Source organism: Argonema antarcticum A004/B2, assembly GCF_023333585.1.
Taxonomy (GTDB): domain Bacteria; phylum Cyanobacteriota; class Cyanobacteriia; order Cyanobacteriales; family Aerosakkonemataceae; genus Argonema; species Argonema antarcticum.
This window is the reverse complement of the sequence record NZ_JAIQZN010000003.1, coordinates 137,549-153,960: the sequence shown is the minus strand read 5'-3', so window position 1 is coordinate 153,960 and position 16,412 is coordinate 137,549. Positions and strand designations below refer to the sequence as shown.

10 protein-coding genes are annotated in these 16,412 nt (G+C 45.5%); 7 read left to right on the top strand and 3 right to left on the bottom strand.

Annotated features, from left to right (window positions below):
• Positions 1-340: 340 nt before the first annotated feature.
• Positions 341-3,034 carry a cyanophycin synthetase gene (gene cphA, locus LAY57_RS02440; RefSeq protein ID WP_249064698.1) on the top strand — a complete coding sequence of 898 codons (2,694 nt, stop codon included), beginning with the start codon at positions 341-343 and terminating at the stop codon, positions 3,032-3,034.
• Between the two features lie 230 nt (positions 3,035-3,264).
• Here cphA and LAY57_RS02435 read toward each other — a convergent pair whose 3' ends face one another.
• The 3 genes from LAY57_RS02435 to LAY57_RS36110 all read right to left on the bottom strand — a co-directional run bounded on the left by LAY57_RS02435 (position 3,265) and on the right by LAY57_RS36110 (position 9,794).
• The gene (locus LAY57_RS02435; protein ID WP_249064697.1) at positions 3,265-3,486 is read right to left on the bottom strand and encodes a twin-arginine translocase TatA/TatE family subunit; all 222 of its coding nucleotides are present in this window, start codon (positions 3,484-3,486) and stop codon (positions 3,265-3,267) included.
• A gap of 205 nt (positions 3,487-3,691) precedes the next feature.
• On the bottom strand, positions 3,692-8,992 hold the full coding sequence (locus LAY57_RS36115) for an AAA family ATPase (RefSeq protein WP_476727006.1): 5,301 nt from the start codon (positions 8,990-8,992) through the stop codon (positions 3,692-3,694).
• Positions 8,964-9,794, bottom strand: a complete 831-nt coding sequence (locus LAY57_RS36110; protein ID WP_338022340.1) for a serine/threonine protein kinase — start codon at positions 9,792-9,794, stop codon at positions 8,964-8,966. The genes LAY57_RS36115 and LAY57_RS36110 overlap by 29 nt, the downstream gene beginning before the upstream one ends.
• A gap of 337 nt (positions 9,795-10,131) precedes the next feature.
• On the opposite strand from LAY57_RS36110, the gene LAY57_RS02420 reads away from it, so the two are divergent.
• From LAY57_RS02420 to LAY57_RS02395, 6 genes are all read left to right on the top strand, one after another.
• Complete coding sequence (locus tag LAY57_RS02420) at positions 10,132-10,461, top strand: hypothetical protein (RefSeq protein ID WP_249064696.1); 330 nt, start codon at positions 10,132-10,134, stop codon at positions 10,459-10,461.
• A 101-nt stretch (positions 10,462-10,562) separates the two neighbouring features.
• On the top strand, positions 10,563-10,997 hold the full coding sequence (locus tag LAY57_RS02415; protein WP_249064695.1) for a hypothetical protein: 435 nt from the start codon (positions 10,563-10,565) through the stop codon (positions 10,995-10,997).
• A gap of 316 nt (positions 10,998-11,313) precedes the next feature.
• Positions 11,314-11,553 carry a hypothetical protein gene (locus LAY57_RS02410; RefSeq protein WP_249064694.1) on the top strand — a complete coding sequence of 80 codons (240 nt, stop codon included), beginning with the start codon at positions 11,314-11,316 and terminating at the stop codon, positions 11,551-11,553.
• A gap of 270 nt (positions 11,554-11,823) precedes the next feature.
• Positions 11,824-12,681: a GNAT family N-acetyltransferase gene (locus LAY57_RS02405; RefSeq protein WP_249064693.1), complete on the top strand. Its 858-nt coding sequence runs from the start codon at positions 11,824-11,826 to the stop codon at positions 12,679-12,681.
• A 26-nt stretch (positions 12,682-12,707) separates the two neighbouring features.
• Positions 12,708-14,966, top strand: coding sequence for a TOMM precursor leader peptide-binding protein (locus tag LAY57_RS02400; RefSeq protein ID WP_249064692.1), 2,259 nt, complete (start codon positions 12,708-12,710; stop codon positions 14,964-14,966).
• 30 nt (positions 14,967-14,996) lie between these two features.
• On the top strand, positions 14,997-16,409 hold the full coding sequence (locus tag LAY57_RS02395; protein ID WP_249064691.1) for a SagB family peptide dehydrogenase: 1,413 nt from the start codon (positions 14,997-14,999) through the stop codon (positions 16,407-16,409).
• The last annotated feature ends 3 nt before the right edge of the window (positions 16,410-16,412 follow it).

Below are 16,412 nucleotides of genomic sequence, written 5' to 3'. Positions count from 1 at the left end.
AGGTTCTCGGAATTGCGGTGGACTTCAGATACAAGCCCACACTGTAGCGGTACTCCGCTCAGTGTTGGGTAGTTGACTGCTTAAATTTCCCCTAGCCTCTAGCCCCTAATCCCTTTGCCCCCTGACCCCAACGACCCGATTTTCTTTTTTTCTTTTGAATGAGTGACTTTTGACTTTTCTAGCCCCTAACCCCTCTCTTAGGATGGATGGGAGCCCAGTAATAGAGAGATAAAAATGTTCGTAACGAACAGTTTAATAACGCTTACCGATAGGAAACTAGATAGTTGCTTTCATTACTTTCATTGCTCGCTAGCTGCCATAATGACCCTCGGATACTGCCATGAAAATTCTTAAAATCCAGACGTTACGCGGTCCCAATTACTGGAGCATTAGACGGCACAAACTGGTCGTGATGCGTCTCGATTTAGAGGAGCTTTCCGAACGACCGTCAAATCTGATTCCTGGGTTCTACGAGGGATTGGTACAAGTGCTACCGACGATCGAAGAACACTTCTGTTCGCCTGGGTGTAGAGGCGGATTCCTCAGCCGAGTTCGAGAAGGCACGATGATGGGACACATTATCGAGCACGTAGCCCTCGAACTCCAAGAACTGGCAGGTATGAAGGTAGGATTCGGTCGCACCCGCGAAACCAAAACCCCCGGTATTTACCAAGTAGTAATTGAATATAAAGACGAAGAAGCGGGTCGCTATGCTGCAAGGGCAGCAGTGCGCCTGTGTCAGAGCATTATAGAAACAGGCACATATCCTCAAGATGAATTAGAACAAGACCTGCAAGACCTGCAGGAAATGTCCTCAGATGCGTCTTTGGGGCCTTCTACAGAAACGATCGTCAAAGAAGCAGAGGCACGGGGAATACCCTGGATGTCTTTGAGCGCTCGCGCCTTGGTGCAATTCGGCTACGGGATACACCTCAAACGGTTGCAGGCAACTCTGAGCGGCAACACCAGTATTTTAGGTGTAGAACTAGCGTCAGATAAAGAAAGCACCAAACAGATCCTGCGGGAAGCGGGAGTGCCCGTCCCTCGCGGCACCGTCATCAATTATCTCAACGATCTAGAAAACGCCATCAAAGATGTCGGCGGCTACCCAATAGTGATCAAGCCCCTCGATGGCAATCACGGTCGGGGAATTACGATCGACATCAACACTTGGGAACAAGCCGAAGCAGGCTACGATGCCGCCAAAGAAGTATCCAAATCGGTCATTGTGGAACGCTACTATCAAGGGCGCGACCACCGCGTGTTGGTGGTCAACGGCAAAGTGGTCGCCGTCTCCGAACGGGTGCCAGCTCATGTGGTAGGAAATGGTAAATCGACGATCGCAGAATTGATCGAAGAAACCAATCAAGACCCGAATCGCGGCGAAGGCCACGATAACATTCTCACCAAAATTACCCTAGACCGCACCAGCTGGCAATTGTTGGAGCGGCAGAATTACACCCTGGAAACAGTGCTGGATGCAGGTCAAATCTGTTACCTGCGGGCGACCGCCAATCTCAGTACAGGGGGGATAGCAGTCGATCGCACCGACGACATCCATCCCGAAAATCTCTGGCTGGCCCAGCGGGTAGCCAAGATTATCGGTTTGGATATCGCTGGAATAGATGTAGTCACCCCCGATATCAGCAAGCCTTTAAGAGAAATGGATGGCGTCATCGTCGAAGTGAACGCCGCACCGGGATTTCGGATGCACGTTGCGCCCAGCCTGGGAATTGCGCGGAATGTAGCCGCACCAGTCCTGGATATGCTGTTTCCCCCCGGCACACCCTCTCGCATCCCCATCGTCGCAGTCACGGGTACGAACGGTAAAACCACCACGACCCGACTGCTAGCTCATATTTACAAAAGTACGGGTGTGACTGTCGGCTACACCACCACCGACGCCACCTACATCGGCGATTACCTCGTCCAAAAAGGCGACAATACCGGGCCGCAAAGCGCCCAACTGATTCTGCAAGACCCCACAGTGGAAGTGGCCATCCTGGAAAGTGCTAGGGGCGGAATTTTGCGATCGGGCCTGGGCTTTGACGCTTCCGATGTCGGCGTAGTGCTGAATGTGGCGGCAGATCACTTGGGTATTGGCGATATCGACACAGTAGAACAATTAGCCGACCTCAAAGGCGTAGTCGCAGAAGCAGTTCTGCCCAAAGGTTATGCTGTCTTGAATGCAGATGACCCCCTGGTGGCCGGGATAGCAAAGCGGGTCAAGGCTCAGATTGCTTACTTCACCATGAATCCAGAAAACCCCCTTGTGAAAGAACACGCAAGCAAGGGCGGTGTGGCAGCAGTCTATGAAAACGGCTATTTGTCGATTTTAAAGGGAGATTGGACGCTGCGAATTGAGCAGGCGGTGAATGTGCCTCTGACAATGGCAGCGCGGGCTCCATTTATGATTGCCAATGCCCTGGCGGCTAGTTTGGCCGCATTTGTGCAGGGCGTCGAGATGGAGGTAATTCGCACGGCGCTGAAGACTTTCCGGGCTTCGGTAGATCAAACGCCGGGACGGATGAATATCTTCAATTTGGGCAAATATCACGCTTTAGTAGATTATGCCCACAATCCCCACAGCTACGAAGCCCTGAGCGGTTTTGTCCGCAACTGGCCCGGTGAGCGCATTGGTGTGGTGGGAGGCCCAGGCGATCGCCGCGATGAAGATTTCGTGATGCTGGGCAAACTAGCAGCAGAAATGTTCGATCGCATAATTGTCAAAGAAGACGACGATACGCGGGGACGCACTCGCGGAGACGCCGCCGCCTTGATAGTCAAAGGCATCCAGCAAACCAAACCAGAAATCCGTTATGAAGCAATTCTGGATGAGATAACAGCCATCAACACCGCTTTAGATGGCGCTTCCGCCAACAGCTTAGTGGTGATATTACCCGAAAGTGTCACTCGCGCGATCGGTATGATCGAAACCCGGAATCCATTACCCGATCGCGAACAGCAACCAGCTGCGGTAGACTCGCCAAATACCATCAAACCTTCTGTAGCCAATCAAGTTTCTGGCATCTAATCGCCACAACAAGAAACCCAAGAAACCCGGTTTCTCCAAGAAACCGGGTTTCTGAGTGTTCACCGCTTTGTAGGTTGGGTTGAGAAACCCGATATAGCTAGGGACTAGGGGCTAGGGGCTAGGGGCTAGGGAAGAGGGAAGAGGGAAGAGGTTACTCCGTAAGGGATTATGGACTTCATGTAACAGTTGGAGTTGGCTTAATCGCCCTGGCGGTTGCGATAAAAACATTTTTATTTCTTTTCCCCTCCCCCCCTCTCCCCCTCTTCCCCTCTCCCCCTCTCCCCCTCAGACTCTGGTAAGTCTGAATCTTCTTCAGGCTTTTTAAACTCATCCTTAAAACCGCGCAAAGTCTTAGCCAAAGCAGTACCAACTTCAGGAATTTTCTTAGGGCCAAAAATCAGAATAGCAGCTAAAGCAACGATCCCCAATTCGGGCAATCCTAAACCAAACATATATTACTCCTACATATATTCAGGAATTTTCTTACTAAAGCAATGATACCCTGTCCGAACGATCGCCCATAATAAAACTTTCCTGGCACGTAGTTGCGCTTCAGCGCTCTTGGCACGTTGTTGCGCTTCAGCGCTCTTTAAGATAGCGCGGCATCGCAACAACGTACCTAATATTCCAGGTACATTATTGCGGCTTCAGCGCTCTTTAAGATAGGCGCTCATTAACCAGAATATCGCGCATCGGCAGCGAAATCGCAAACTCAGCCCCCCCACCAAGCGCACTAATACAGCTGATTTGTCCACCGTGTTTATCCACAACAATCTGGTAACTAATAGATAACCCTAAACCTGTGCCAGACCCAACAGGCTTTGTCGTGAAAAAGGGGTCAAATATTTTAGAGCGGACAGCCTCCGTCATCCCTTGGCCATTGTCAGCAATCCGAATGATGACATTCTGCGACTCGCTAACTTCAGTGCGAATCGTAATCGTCGGCAATTGCTCGCTATTGTCCCTTACCTCCGACAAAGCATCAATTGCATTACTCAAAATATTCATAAACACTTGATTTAGTTCCGAAGCATAACAGGTAACTTTCGGCAGCTGACCGTATTCTTTAATCACCTCAATGCCTCTTCGCTGGCCCTCTGCTTTGAGGCGAGACTGAAACAGCATTAACGTACTATCAATGCCCTCATGGATATTCACAGGCTTCTTGGAAGATTCATCCAACCGCGAGAAGTTCCGCAACGATAGGACAATCTGGCGGATGCGTTCAGCCCCAACTTGCATCGATTCTAGTATTTTAGACAAATCTTCTCTGAGAAAATCAAGTTCAATAGCGTCAGTTTCAGCTTCAATTTCAGGAGTGGAATGAGGATAAGTTTGCTGATAAAGCTCAATCAAACCGAGCATTTGTTTTGTATACTCCTGAGCGTAGGAGAGATTGCCGTAGATAAAGTTAATCGGGTTGTTGATTTCGTGAGCGACACCCGCGACTAACTGACCGAGGCTGGACATTTTTTCGGTTTGAATCAGTTGAGTTTGGGTTTGTTGCAATTCGCGCAAAGTTTTTTGTAACTGATTTGCTTGTTCTCGCAATTGCGCTTCCGATTGTTGTAGCGCCTGTTCCGCTAATTTGCGTTCCGTGATATCTTGCACTGTGCCAAAAAGCTTAATGACTTTACCAGCAGCATCCAAAATCGCTTGTCCCTTGGTATAAACATATCTGACGGAACCGTCGGGGCGTAAAATCCGAAAGTCAAACTCATAAGTTTGTCCAGACTCCATCGCCTGCTCAATTGTGGTTTGCCAAAACTCAAAATCATCAGGATGAATTTGTCGTTCGTGTTCGGAGAAAGTCGGTACTCCTTGGCTGGGGTCAAGACCGAAGATGCGGAAGCTTTCATCTGACCAAGACATTTCTTTGGTACATACATCGAATTCCCAGCTACCGAGGTGAGCTATTCTTTGCGCTTCGGCGAGTCGGGCTTCTTTAGTTTGTAATTCCAGGGTTCGCTCTTGTACTTTTAACTCAAGAGTTTGGGTGTAATTTTCTAATTGTTCGTTGGCTTGTTTGAGTTTTTCGGTAGTGTCTGATAAGTCCGCAACTAAACGAGCATTTTCGATGGAAATTGCGGCTTGGGAAGAGAGCATTTTTAAAACTTCCAGTCTCTCCTCAGTAAAAGCTCCTTTAGTTAAGTTATTTTCTAAGTAAAGGAAGGCTATCGCTTTTCCTTGATTGATAATTGGAGTACATAGGACGGATAAAGGTTTGTTGGCGATAATATAGGGATCGGTAGTAAATATTCCTTCATTCTGGGCATCGTTTAAAAGTACGCTTGATTTGGTTCTTTGGACATAATTGATCGTCGTCACTGGGACTACTTGACCGATTTGCACGGCAGGAGATATCTGCACGTTGACTTCGCCAGAATTCACTTCGCCAAAAGCTTCTACTACTAGAGAGCCTGACTGATTCTGAATCAGAAATCCTTTTTGGGCTCCAGCATTTTCTATGGCAATTTTCATCAATTTGTTTAGGAGTTTATTTAGAACAATTTCGCTGGAAATGGCTTGAGTGGCTTTCATAAAGGTAGCCAAATCCAGCAATTCCGCTCTACCGTTTGTGGTCAATGTGGTAGTTTGATTGACTGTAATAGCTGGAGGTTTTCTGGCAATTATTCTTTCAAGGAACTGGGGATATCTGGACTCTAAATCTGTTACCTTTGCTTTGGCTCCCCAGCGAATGTAACCGTAGTAAGCTTCTGTTAAATAGAATTGGGCAATCTTTTGATTTCCGCGTGCTAGATGAAATTCGGCGGCTAGTTCGTTGGCTAGTGCTTCTTCTTGGATATATCCTTGTTCGCCTGCGCCAGTTATTGCTCTGTCGTACAAGGAGATGGCTTCGGCAAGTTGTCCCAAAACTCGCGCTTTTTCTGCTTCTATGAGGTCGTATTTGTGCTGGAAGTTGCAGGGGGCATGGTATGCCCATAGTTTCATTTTTTCTTGATTGGATGCTACTTGGTGAAGGTATTCGGTTTGTTGCTCTTCTTCTACGTTGGCATAATGGGCGAGGAGGGCTAGAGAATAGTAGAAATTGTGTTCGGCAACGCTGATTGCTCCAGCGGCGGCGACTGTGTATTGTTCAGCTTTCTTGGCATTTTCAACAGCCATGCCTGGTTCTTTTAAAATATAAAGAAGTAGAGTTTTTGCCAGATAAATAAAGAATAGCGATGTGGCATTATTAGACTCAATAAAGATTGGCAAACTTTCAGCTTCATTAAAAGCTTCGCCAATTAACAAAGATAATTGTGCTGGTTTGCATATTAAATTCAAGATCATCTGCCGAAATATCCTGAGAACATACCAAATATATTCCTGCTTAAATTTAAGCATTGAATTTATATATTGAACAAAATGATGTTCGACTATTTCTAGATGTTCACCTGCAAAAAAAATGTATTGGCAATAAGTGTTAACAGAATAACCGCTACCTTCTATATCTCCGGTTTCAAGTCCAATTTGAATAGCCTCTTGCAAAGGTTCTATTGTTGTCCTAGTATGTTCTTTCCAGTGTCTCACTTGACAGTTAAATACACCTAATACTCTTGATTCGAGTTCTCTGGCGTCTAATTTATCTAATAACCTCACAGCCAGTTTACCGTAGCGATATCCATTTTCAATATCTAAAAGTGGCCCGCATAAAAGCAAGCCATACATAGCATACCCGTACATGGCTGACGAAGAATTCCCATATTTAATAGATAGATGTATCATCGTGAATATAAGCAGCGGCAGCAATGCAGGATTGACCACATAAGCAGGAGGCATGATTTTTATTAAAATCCGCATAGCTGCAAGCTTATAGATGTCGGTCATTTCTGGAATATTTATTAACTCTTCAATAATCATATCTTTTGGTGGTTCTTGCTCCAAGGTAACACCGAGCATTTCCAGTACTTCCAGCCCAGTATCGATTGCTGACTGCATCTGAAGTTGAGCCATATACATCTGAATTTGAGCTTCATACACCTTCACTTTATCGATCAGGTTTGTCGCTTGTTGCAGCACGATTTCAGCATATAAGTTTGCTTGTTCAAATTTGGTATTTAGATATTCTGCTGACACTGCTTCCACATAGAGGTTAAGCGTCAGGTCATAATTACTCTCCCAACTAGAAACTGCCAGCAATCCTATCCCCACATTTAAATAATTGACAGCCGCTTCATAAGCCGTCGCAGCCAAAGCTTTTTGACCGGCGATAAGATTGAGTTCAGCTAACTCATCTTTTTCCCACTTTGCGGTAATCAAGTCGGTGCCAAAATTTAGCTGATTGACCAGAGCAAAGATATTTTCTTTGCGCGATGCTGGCGTAGTATTTGCCAGCAGCAGTTGACCGATTTTGAGGTGAGTTGCCTTCTTTTCAGATTCGGGAATCAGAGAATAAGCCGCTTGCTGCACGCGGTCGTGCAAAAATTTATAGTCAATCTTCACATCCCCAAGTTTCAAAGCTGCCGCTTCTGACTGTCCGAACACCAAGGGAATTTTGTAAGTATCGCTCAGAGGCAGAATCAAACCAGCCTGAAGTGCATCCCATAACGCTTGTGCTGTGACTGTCTGAAATTCCTCATTCACAATCGCCAACATCTCTAAGTTAAACTGGTTGCCAATACAAGCAGCCAGTTTTAAAACCTTCACCGTCTCGTTGGGCAATTTTTGAATATTTTTCGCAATCAGTTCGACAATATTATTATCGGTAATGCCAATCGCTTGAATAGATTCGATACTCCACTCCCACTTACCACTGCTTACCTCATAAACGAGCAGTTTCTCCGCGTACAAAGTTTTCAGCAGTGTAGTCAAGAAAAAAGGATTGCCTTGAGTTTTATTGAAAAGTAGCTCAGAAAGCGGCGTTGTAGAGGACTGGGGATTGGGGATTGGGGATTGGGGACTGGGGATTGGGGACTGGTCACTGGTCACTGGTGACAAGGATGAAACCTCCTCTCCCCCTCTGCCCCCCCGCTCCTCTGCCCCTCTGCCCCCCCGCCCCTCTGCTCCTCTGCCCCTCTGCCCCCCTGCTCCCCCGCTCCCACTCTCCCCCAGAGTATCGGCAACCAGCGAGCTAACGTGGTGCAAGGACAAAGGCTCCAGGATAATATTATTGACCGCAGTCCCGGTTTCTTGAATTTTATTGATAGTTGAAATCAAGGGATGGATTGGACTGACTTCGTTATCTCGATAAGCGCCAATCATTAACAAATACTGGCTATCGGAGTCAGTCATTATCAGTTGGATTAATTTCAAAGATGCAGAATCAGCCCACTGCAAATCATCGAGGAAGATAACTAAAGGGTGTTCCGGTTGGCAAAAAACATGAATGAATTCTTGAAAGACGAGGTTTAAGCGGTTTTGCGATTCCGTCGGCCCCATTTGCGGTACAGCGGGCTGCTTACCGATAATCAGTTCGACTTCGGGAATTACGTCAACAATCACCTGACCGTTTTGACCCAAAGCATTTAACAACTGCTGCTGAAATTTTTCAATCTCAGTTTGAGATAACGTTAATATTTGGCGAATTAAATCTTGGAAAGCTTGGATGAGAGCGGCATAAGGGATATTGCGCTTAAACTGGTCGAATTTGCCAGCAATAAAATAACCTCTAGCTCCCACAATTGGTTTGTGAACTTCATTGACTACAGAGGTTTTGCCGATACCTGAATAGCCGGAAACGAGCAACAGTTCGATTTGGGATTGTGGATTTTTAATTTTAGATTCTGGATTTGCCGCTACCCGCTCAAAAGCTGCCAGCAAAGTGGTAATTTCCGCCTCTCTACCATAAAGTTTTTGCGGGATGAGCAGTTGACCGGATTTATCTCTCGCTCCTACAGTGAAGTGGGGAATAGAGCCCGTGGTTTCTAGCTGATGGAGACAGAATTCTAGGTCATATTTTAGTCCTAAAGCAGTTTGATATCTTGCTTCAGCAGTTTTGGCTAATAACTTCATCACAATATCGGATACTGCTTTGGGAATTCTTTTCTCCCCTGCCCCTCTGCTCCTCTGCCCCTCCGCCCCTCTGCCCCTCTGCCCCTCCGCCCCTCTGCCCCCCTGCCCCCATCTCTTCTGGCGGGACTGGTTGTTTGGCAATATGACAGTGTACTAATTCCATCGGGTCGGTGCTAGGAAAGGGCAACTGACCTGTTAGCATTTCATAGAGAGTGACACCTAAAGAATAAAAGTCGCTGCGGTAATCAATTGACCGATTCATTCGTCCCGTCGCTTCGGGAGAAATATAGGCGAGAGTACCGACGATTTCGTTGGGATTGGTGATAGTTGGGGTTTCCCAGTCCAGACGGGAGGCGATGCAAAAATCTGCGAGTTTGATTTGTCCTGTGGAAGGGTTGATAATTATATTTGAAGGTTTGATATCTTTATGAATAATCGGTATTTTATGCAGTTCGCCTAAAGTTTCGGCTAAAACAATGGCTAGACGCAGAATTTCTTTTAGTTCCATTTTTTGAGAAGCGAGCAAACGGTCTAGGGAGTAACCGCCAAAATCTTCTAATATGATGGCTAAGCCATTGCCGTGTTTTTCGAGGCTGTATGTTTTGACAACTCCTTCACAATTAAGGTTGTGGACGATTGCATATTCTTGTCTTAAGCGGGTAATTTCTTCCAGCGTGGGATACTCGGATTTTAGGGCTTTAATAATGACCTGTCTTTGCCTTACCGAGTCGTAAGCTCGATAAATAACTGTATTTATGCCGCTGTAAATTTCGGCTGTGATTTGGCATCCTGAAATAGCAAACATGGTCTTGTTACTTTATTTGATAAAATTGGGTTTGATTTTTACAATACCTTCGCCAAAAACCTCAAATGTCTAATTTGTAGGTTGGGTTGAGGTACGAAACCCAACCTACAGGAAAATGACGAAAATGTCTAATTTGTAGGTAGGGTTTCGCTTCACTCAACCCAACCTACAGGAAAATGACGAAAGTATTGATTTTTATATACTGCCATTGTGGCAGATGTATATGTGTATGGTAAGGCACACAGACTAATTACGTAAGAGCAGTATTGTTTTATGCTCTTGACGTATCTAGTCTACCCGTGTTAGACCCGGTGTAGTTAAATGAGGAGAAAAAATAGTGGCTTTTCCACAAGACTGGAAAACATGGGAAACAGAAGTCTCGAAACTTGTCGCCAGGGCATGGTTAGATAGCGACTTCTGCGACAGCTTTGTCGCCGACCCGGCGGGAACGCTCCAGGAAGCAGGGCTGGTTTTGGAAGATTTTGTCGAAGTGCAAATCAATCAGAACCCAGATGCAGTGCCCGTCCTCAGAGCAGGTGAGGGGGGAACTGTAGTCTTTGAAATTCCTCTGCCTCCCAAGCCCAGCACACTCACAGACGAAGAAATTAGCGATTGGGTTGAAGGCCGGGTAAATGTAGCGCCCGCGTCTGTAGTTGTTACTACCTGATGCTCCTCTGGCCTCGTGCGGGTTGTTGTTCTAGCCCGTGCGAGGTTCTCCCCCGCTCAGATTCACAATTAGAGCGGGGGCTTGCGTTCTGAAGAGAACTATTGTATAATACGACCAAATTTAGCGGTGCATTAGGAGAAAAAATGGTTCTCACAGAAACTAGGATTTCCACTCCCGTCCAAATTAGTAGCCAAGCCAAAAAAACAGCGCCCTTCCCTTCCGACTGGAAATTATGGGAAACAGAAGTCTCGAAACTTGTCGCCAGGGCATGGTTAGATAGCGACTTCTGCGACAGCTTTATCGCTGACCCGGCGGGAACGCTCCAGGAAGCAGGGCTGGTTCTGGAAGATTTTGTCGAAGTCCAAATCAATCAGAACCCAGATGCAGTGCCTATCCTCAGAGCAGGTGAGGGGGGAACTGTAGTCTACGAACTGCCCCTGCCTCCCAAACCCACCACACTCACAGACGAAGAAATTAGTGCTTGGGCTGAGGGCCGGGTAGATGTAGCGCCCGCGTCTATAGTTCTTACTACCTAAAGCCCCTCCAACCTCGTGCGGGTTCTTGTTCTAGCCCGTGCGAGGTTCTCCCCCGCTCAGATTCACAATTAGAGCGGGGGCTTGCGTTCTGAAGGTAAATATTGTATAATTCAGCCAAATTCAGTGGTGCATTAGGAGAAAAAATGGTTCTCACAGACGAAGAGATTAGTGCTTGGGCCAAAGAATCTCTTGTTAGCCCGCTCACCCGCTGGGGAATCAATTCCCCAGCTAATAGCGAAAGTCCATTAAAATGGACTGTTAGATTTAATATTGAGTCCTCTTGAGAGCGGTTCATGGGTGGCGATCGCACTGCTGTATGATGAAAGAACAAAGATTTGAACTTGATGACTCTACTATCAAATTTCTTGACCGGTGTCAAGAATATGGATTTCAAAACCCCGGCGAAGTCGTCATAACAGCCCTGCAAAAGTTGCAGTTATCATTAGAAGCGGATAACTTGCAAGAATCGGCTACCCTCTATGCAGAAATTTACGAAAGAGATCGAGAGTTACAAGAATTGACGGAAGCGGGTTTAGAAGAATGGCCGAAGGAATAAAGCTCAAACGGGGTGCGATCGTTATTGACAAAAGCAACATGATGCGATCGTAGACTTTAATCTCGATGATATCGTCAAATGGTCTGTTGCGATCGTTGGTTAAATTTTTACCGCAGATGTAGGCGCTTCGCCTGACCGTAGGGTAGACAGATAAACGCAGATAAACGCAGATAAGAAGAAGAACAGGAATTTTTTAGGTAAGCGATGGATAAGGATATGATATAATTTGATAGCAAAAAAACACTCGTCATTGTTTTAAAGGCAGCTTTCATGGATGTAACGATCCGACAGGCAACTACCGACGACACCGACAGATGTGGAAGTGTAATCTATCTTGCCTTTAAAGGAATAGCCGATCGCTATCAAGTTCCTTCTTTTTTCCCCACGCAGGAATTTGCGGCTGAGGTAACAGGTTCTTTAATCGCCAATCCTTCAGTTTTTGGTGTAGTTGCGGAAAGCGACAGTCAAATAGTTGGTGCGAACTTCCTCGACGAAAGCGATATCATCCGCAAAATTGGGCCAACAGCGGTTCATCCCGATTTCCAATCTCGCAAAATAGGCAGAAAACTAATGGAAGCCTTGCTGGAGAGAGGTCGAGAGGCTGTGAGTATTCGTCTGATTCAAGAAGCATCAAATACGACATCGCTCTCACTTTACGCTTCTGTTGGTTTCGATGTCAAGGAACCTGCCGTTTTGATCGGTGGCAAGCCGAAAAGTAAGCCAGACCCTACAATTGAAATCAGGCCCCTCCAGGAGTCAGATTTAGAAGAGTGCGCGGCCCTCTGCAAGCAGGTTTACGGGTTTGAGCGGTTTCAGGAGTTGCAGCAAGCGATCGAGCATTTTTCCCCTTTTGTCGCAGTCCGACAAAACAGCATCGTCGCTTATGCCACTGCTACCAACTTCTTCGGACATGGAGTAGCCAAAAACGACGCCGATATGCAAGCATTGCTATTAGGCATTGCGGCAGCAGGCGACGATCCTTTATCCTTAATAGTGCCTCTTTGTCAGGCTTCCTTCTTTCGCTGGTGTCTGGGCGAAGGTTTGCGCGTCATCAATACAGTAAACATCATGGCACTGGGTGAGTATTTTGAACCCCAAGGTTGCTATTTCTCATCTGTAGCTTACTAAAAGGGCAGCAGGAAAAAAATATCAAAATGTACAATAAACCAAAATTTAAAAGTTGTTATAGAGTCGAAGTGATAGAATCTGTCGGTGTATTCCTGCTAGCCGAATCAGATTATTTTTTATTAACTGGTCGCCTTTATGAGTTATTAGCCCCGCTGCTTGATGGCGATCGTACTGTTGACGACATCATCAAACACCTGCACGGAAAAGCATCCACCACCGAGCTTTATTATACTTTGATGTTGATGGAACAGAAAGGCTACATCGTCGAGAACGACGATTCTATCCCAACTGAAGTAGCCATTTTCTGGGATAGCTTGAATGTCGATTCCTTCAAAGCAACAAGCCGATTGAAATCTACCAAAGTTTCTGTGAGTGCGATCGGTAATGTCACAACCAACGAATTTATCGACAGACTGAAATCACTCAATATTCAAGTATCCGATTCAGGCGATATTACCGCCGTCTTAACCGATGATTACCTGCAAGAAGATCTGGCTACATTTAACCAAAAAGCTTTAGAATTACAACAACCCTGGATACTGATCAAGCCAGTGGGCAAAATTATTTGGATCGGCCCTATTTTCCAGCCCGGAAAAACAGGCTGTTGGGAATGTCTGGCTCAACGTCTGCGTGCCAACCGCCCCGTAGAAAGCTTTATCCAGAGACAAAAAGGTATTTCAACAACAACACCTCTGCAAACCCATCAAGGTGTGCTTCCTTCTACATGGCAAACGGGATTAAATATTGCCACAACTGAAATCGCCAAATGGATTGTTCAGGGAGAGAACAAATCTCTAGAAGGAACTTTAATCACCTTTGAAACTATATCTCTGAAAACCAAAAATCACACTTTGGTCAAACGTCCGCAATGTCCGGCTTGCGGAGAAGCGCAATATCTGTACAACAGAGAACCTTTACCCATTCTACTCAAAAGCGGTGATAAAAATTTCACCAGCGACGGCGGACACCGTTCTTTTTCACCAGAAGAAACGATCGAGAAATACGAACATCATATCAGCCCGATTACGGGGGCAATTCGATCGCTAAAGCAAATTCGCGTCTCAGAAACAAATTTAACAAATGTCTATGTAGCAGGCCATAATTTTGCGACCATGTTTGACGGTTTATACTTTTTGCGTGAAAATCTGCGCGGCAAAAGTGCGGGGAAAGGTAAAACCGACATTCAAGCAAAAGCCAGCGCCCTTGGCGAAGCTGTAGAAAGATATTCTGGAGTATTTCAAGGAGACGAAATCAGACAAAAAGGCACATACAAAGAAATGGGCGCATCTGCCATTCACCCCAATACTTGTATGAACTTTAGCGAATTCCAATACGAAACGAGGTCGGAATGGAATGTCAAATGTACCAATTTGTTTCAAAAAGTGCCAGAACCTTTTGACGAGGAAATAGAAATTGAGTGGACGCCAGTTTGGTCTTTAACTAATGATGAAGTAAAATATCTGCCAACGGGTTATTGCTATTACGGTTACCTCAACCTTCCCAAACCTTATTTTTGGGCAGATTCCAACGGTAGCGCAGCTGGTAACACCCTCGAAGAAGCCATTTTGCAAGGTTTTATGGAAGTGGTAGAACGAGATAGCGTAGCCTTGTGGTGGTATAATCGGATCGCCAGACCGCTAGTGGATTTAGACAGTTTTGACGACCCGTATTTTGAAGCATTGAAGAATTATTATAAAAGTATCGATCGCGAACTTTGGGTTTTGGATCTTACCAGCGATTTAAATATTCCTACTTTTGCCGCTATTTCCAGAAGAACAGATAAAAATATCGAAGATATCACCCTCGGTTTTGGCACCCATTTTGACCCGAAAGTCGGTATATCTAGGGCTTTGACAGAAGGAAATCAAATGCTGCCAGCAGTTTTATCCATTGCTGATGATGGTAGCACCAAATATAACTTTTTTGATGAGTTAACTATAGAATGGTGGAAAACAGCTACATTGGCAAATCAGCCTTATCTGATTCCCGATGAAAATGTCGCCCCAAAAGTGTTTGCCGATTATCCCCTGCAAGCAAGCGACGATTTGCGGGAAGATGTGATGACTTGCGTAAAAATAGCCGAAAAACAAGGCATGGAAGTGCTGGTTTTAGATCAAACTCGTGCCGATATCGAACTGAATGTCGCTAAGGTTATCGTCCCCGGAATGCGACACTTTTGGAAAAGGTTGGCACCGGGAAGGCTTTATGATGTACCCGTTAAATTGGGTTTGTTGCCAGAGTCGTTGCCAGAGAATGAACTCAACCCGTTTCCGATTTTCTTCTAAACAATATTGTTTTGAAAATAGAGTAACAAAATGCCACAACCATTCGTACTTGCTTTTACAAAAAATGTTTCTCTGAGTGAAGAATCAAGCGATAGTTTGGTGCTAAAATCGCCAGAAGGAACATTCAATCTCAAGCAACTGTCTCCGGGATTGCTGGCTGCTATTAAGATTCTTGCTGCTGATGGCGGTACTGAAGAATATCTCAGCCAACAGGTGCTGCAAGCTGACAGCTTCTCTTCACTGCCTAAGTTATATTATTATATCGAACAATTTATCAATCTGGGCATTATCTGCCATACTGTTTGTGCGGATGGGTTGCCTCTAGCAACTTTGGTTCCCATCTCAAAGTTTGAGAAGCTGCAATTTTTTGATGCAAAACCGGACAAAAAATATGTTTTGTCCAGGTTTGCCTATTGCCACCAAGGTAAAGACGGGATGGTGCTGGAATCTCCCTTATGTGGGGCCCAAATCATTTTAACAGATTGGCGCTCTGGTGCGATCGCAACTTGTATTACCAAACCGCAAACAGCAAACGAACTGAGCAATCTTATCCCCGGTATATCCCTAGAAACAGCAGTGATGTTTTTTAGCCTCCTCAACAGTGCTGCAATGCTTTCGGAAGTAGAAGAAGACGGAAAAGTTGTCGAAAAGGAAAACGATACCCTGACTCAATGGGAGTTTCACGATTTACTGTTTCATTCCAGAAGTAGAGGCGGAAGACACAACAATCCCGTCGGCAAATCATTTCGTTTTGTGAACGAAATCAAGCCGCTACCAGTAGTCAAACCCAAAGTATCTAATGATATTATTGAACTATACAAACCAGATATAGAAAAACTTAAAGAAGAAGATTATCCCTTTACCCGCATTCTGGAAGAGAGAAAATCGATCAGAGTGCAGGGGAACGAACCAATTACAGATAAACAGCTAGGCGAATTTCTGTATCGTACCGCCAGAGTTCGATCGATCTTTCCAAAAGACCAAAAAGAATGCAGCAATCGACCTTACCCAAATGGAGGAGCCTGCTATGAAATAGAACTTTATATTATTATAAATAGCTGCGAAAATATTCCCGATGGAATTTACCATTATTGCCCGCTAGACCATCAACTTTGTAGGATTTCCGAACGAACCACTTATGTAAAAGCGCTCTTAAAAAGTGCCGAATTAGCAACAAATCCTCCCTGCAATCCGCAAATCTTAATTATCCTGGCTTCTCGCTTGCCCAGAGTTAGCTGGAATTACGAGTCAATGGCTTACGCCCTCACATTAAAGCACGTTGGCGTTTTATATCAAACAATGTATTTGGTGGCAACAGCGATGAATCTTGCGCCTTGTGCAGTGGGAGGAGGCAATTCCAGTTTGTTTGCAGCGGCGACGGGATGCGATTACTATGCTGAATCATCCGTAGGAGAATTTATGTTGGGTAGCAGATATAGCTAGGGG

What these genes read in the sequence shown, in the direction of transcription:
- LAY57_RS02435 (WP_249064697.1), bottom strand. Translation starts at nt 3,486, where the DNA reads ATGTTTGGTTTAGGATTGCCCGAATTGGGGATCGTTGCTTTAGCTGCT.
- LAY57_RS02395 (WP_249064691.1), top strand. Translation starts at nt 14,997, where the DNA reads ATGCCACAACCATTCGTACTTGCTTTTACAAAAAATGTTTCTCTGAGT.
- LAY57_RS02405 (WP_249064693.1), top strand. Translation starts at nt 11,824, where the DNA reads ATGGATGTAACGATCCGACAGGCAACTACCGACGACACCGACAGATGT.
- LAY57_RS02410 (WP_249064694.1), top strand. Translation starts at nt 11,314, where the DNA reads ATGATGAAAGAACAAAGATTTGAACTTGATGACTCTACTATCAAATTT.
- LAY57_RS36110 (WP_338022340.1), bottom strand. Translation starts at nt 9,794, where the DNA reads ATGTTTGCTATTTCAGGATGCCAAATCACAGCCGAAATTTACAGCGGC.
- LAY57_RS02400 (WP_249064692.1), top strand. Translation starts at nt 12,708, where the DNA reads ATGTACAATAAACCAAAATTTAAAAGTTGTTATAGAGTCGAAGTGATA.
- cphA (WP_249064698.1), top strand. Translation starts at nt 341, where the DNA reads ATGAAAATTCTTAAAATCCAGACGTTACGCGGTCCCAATTACTGGAGC.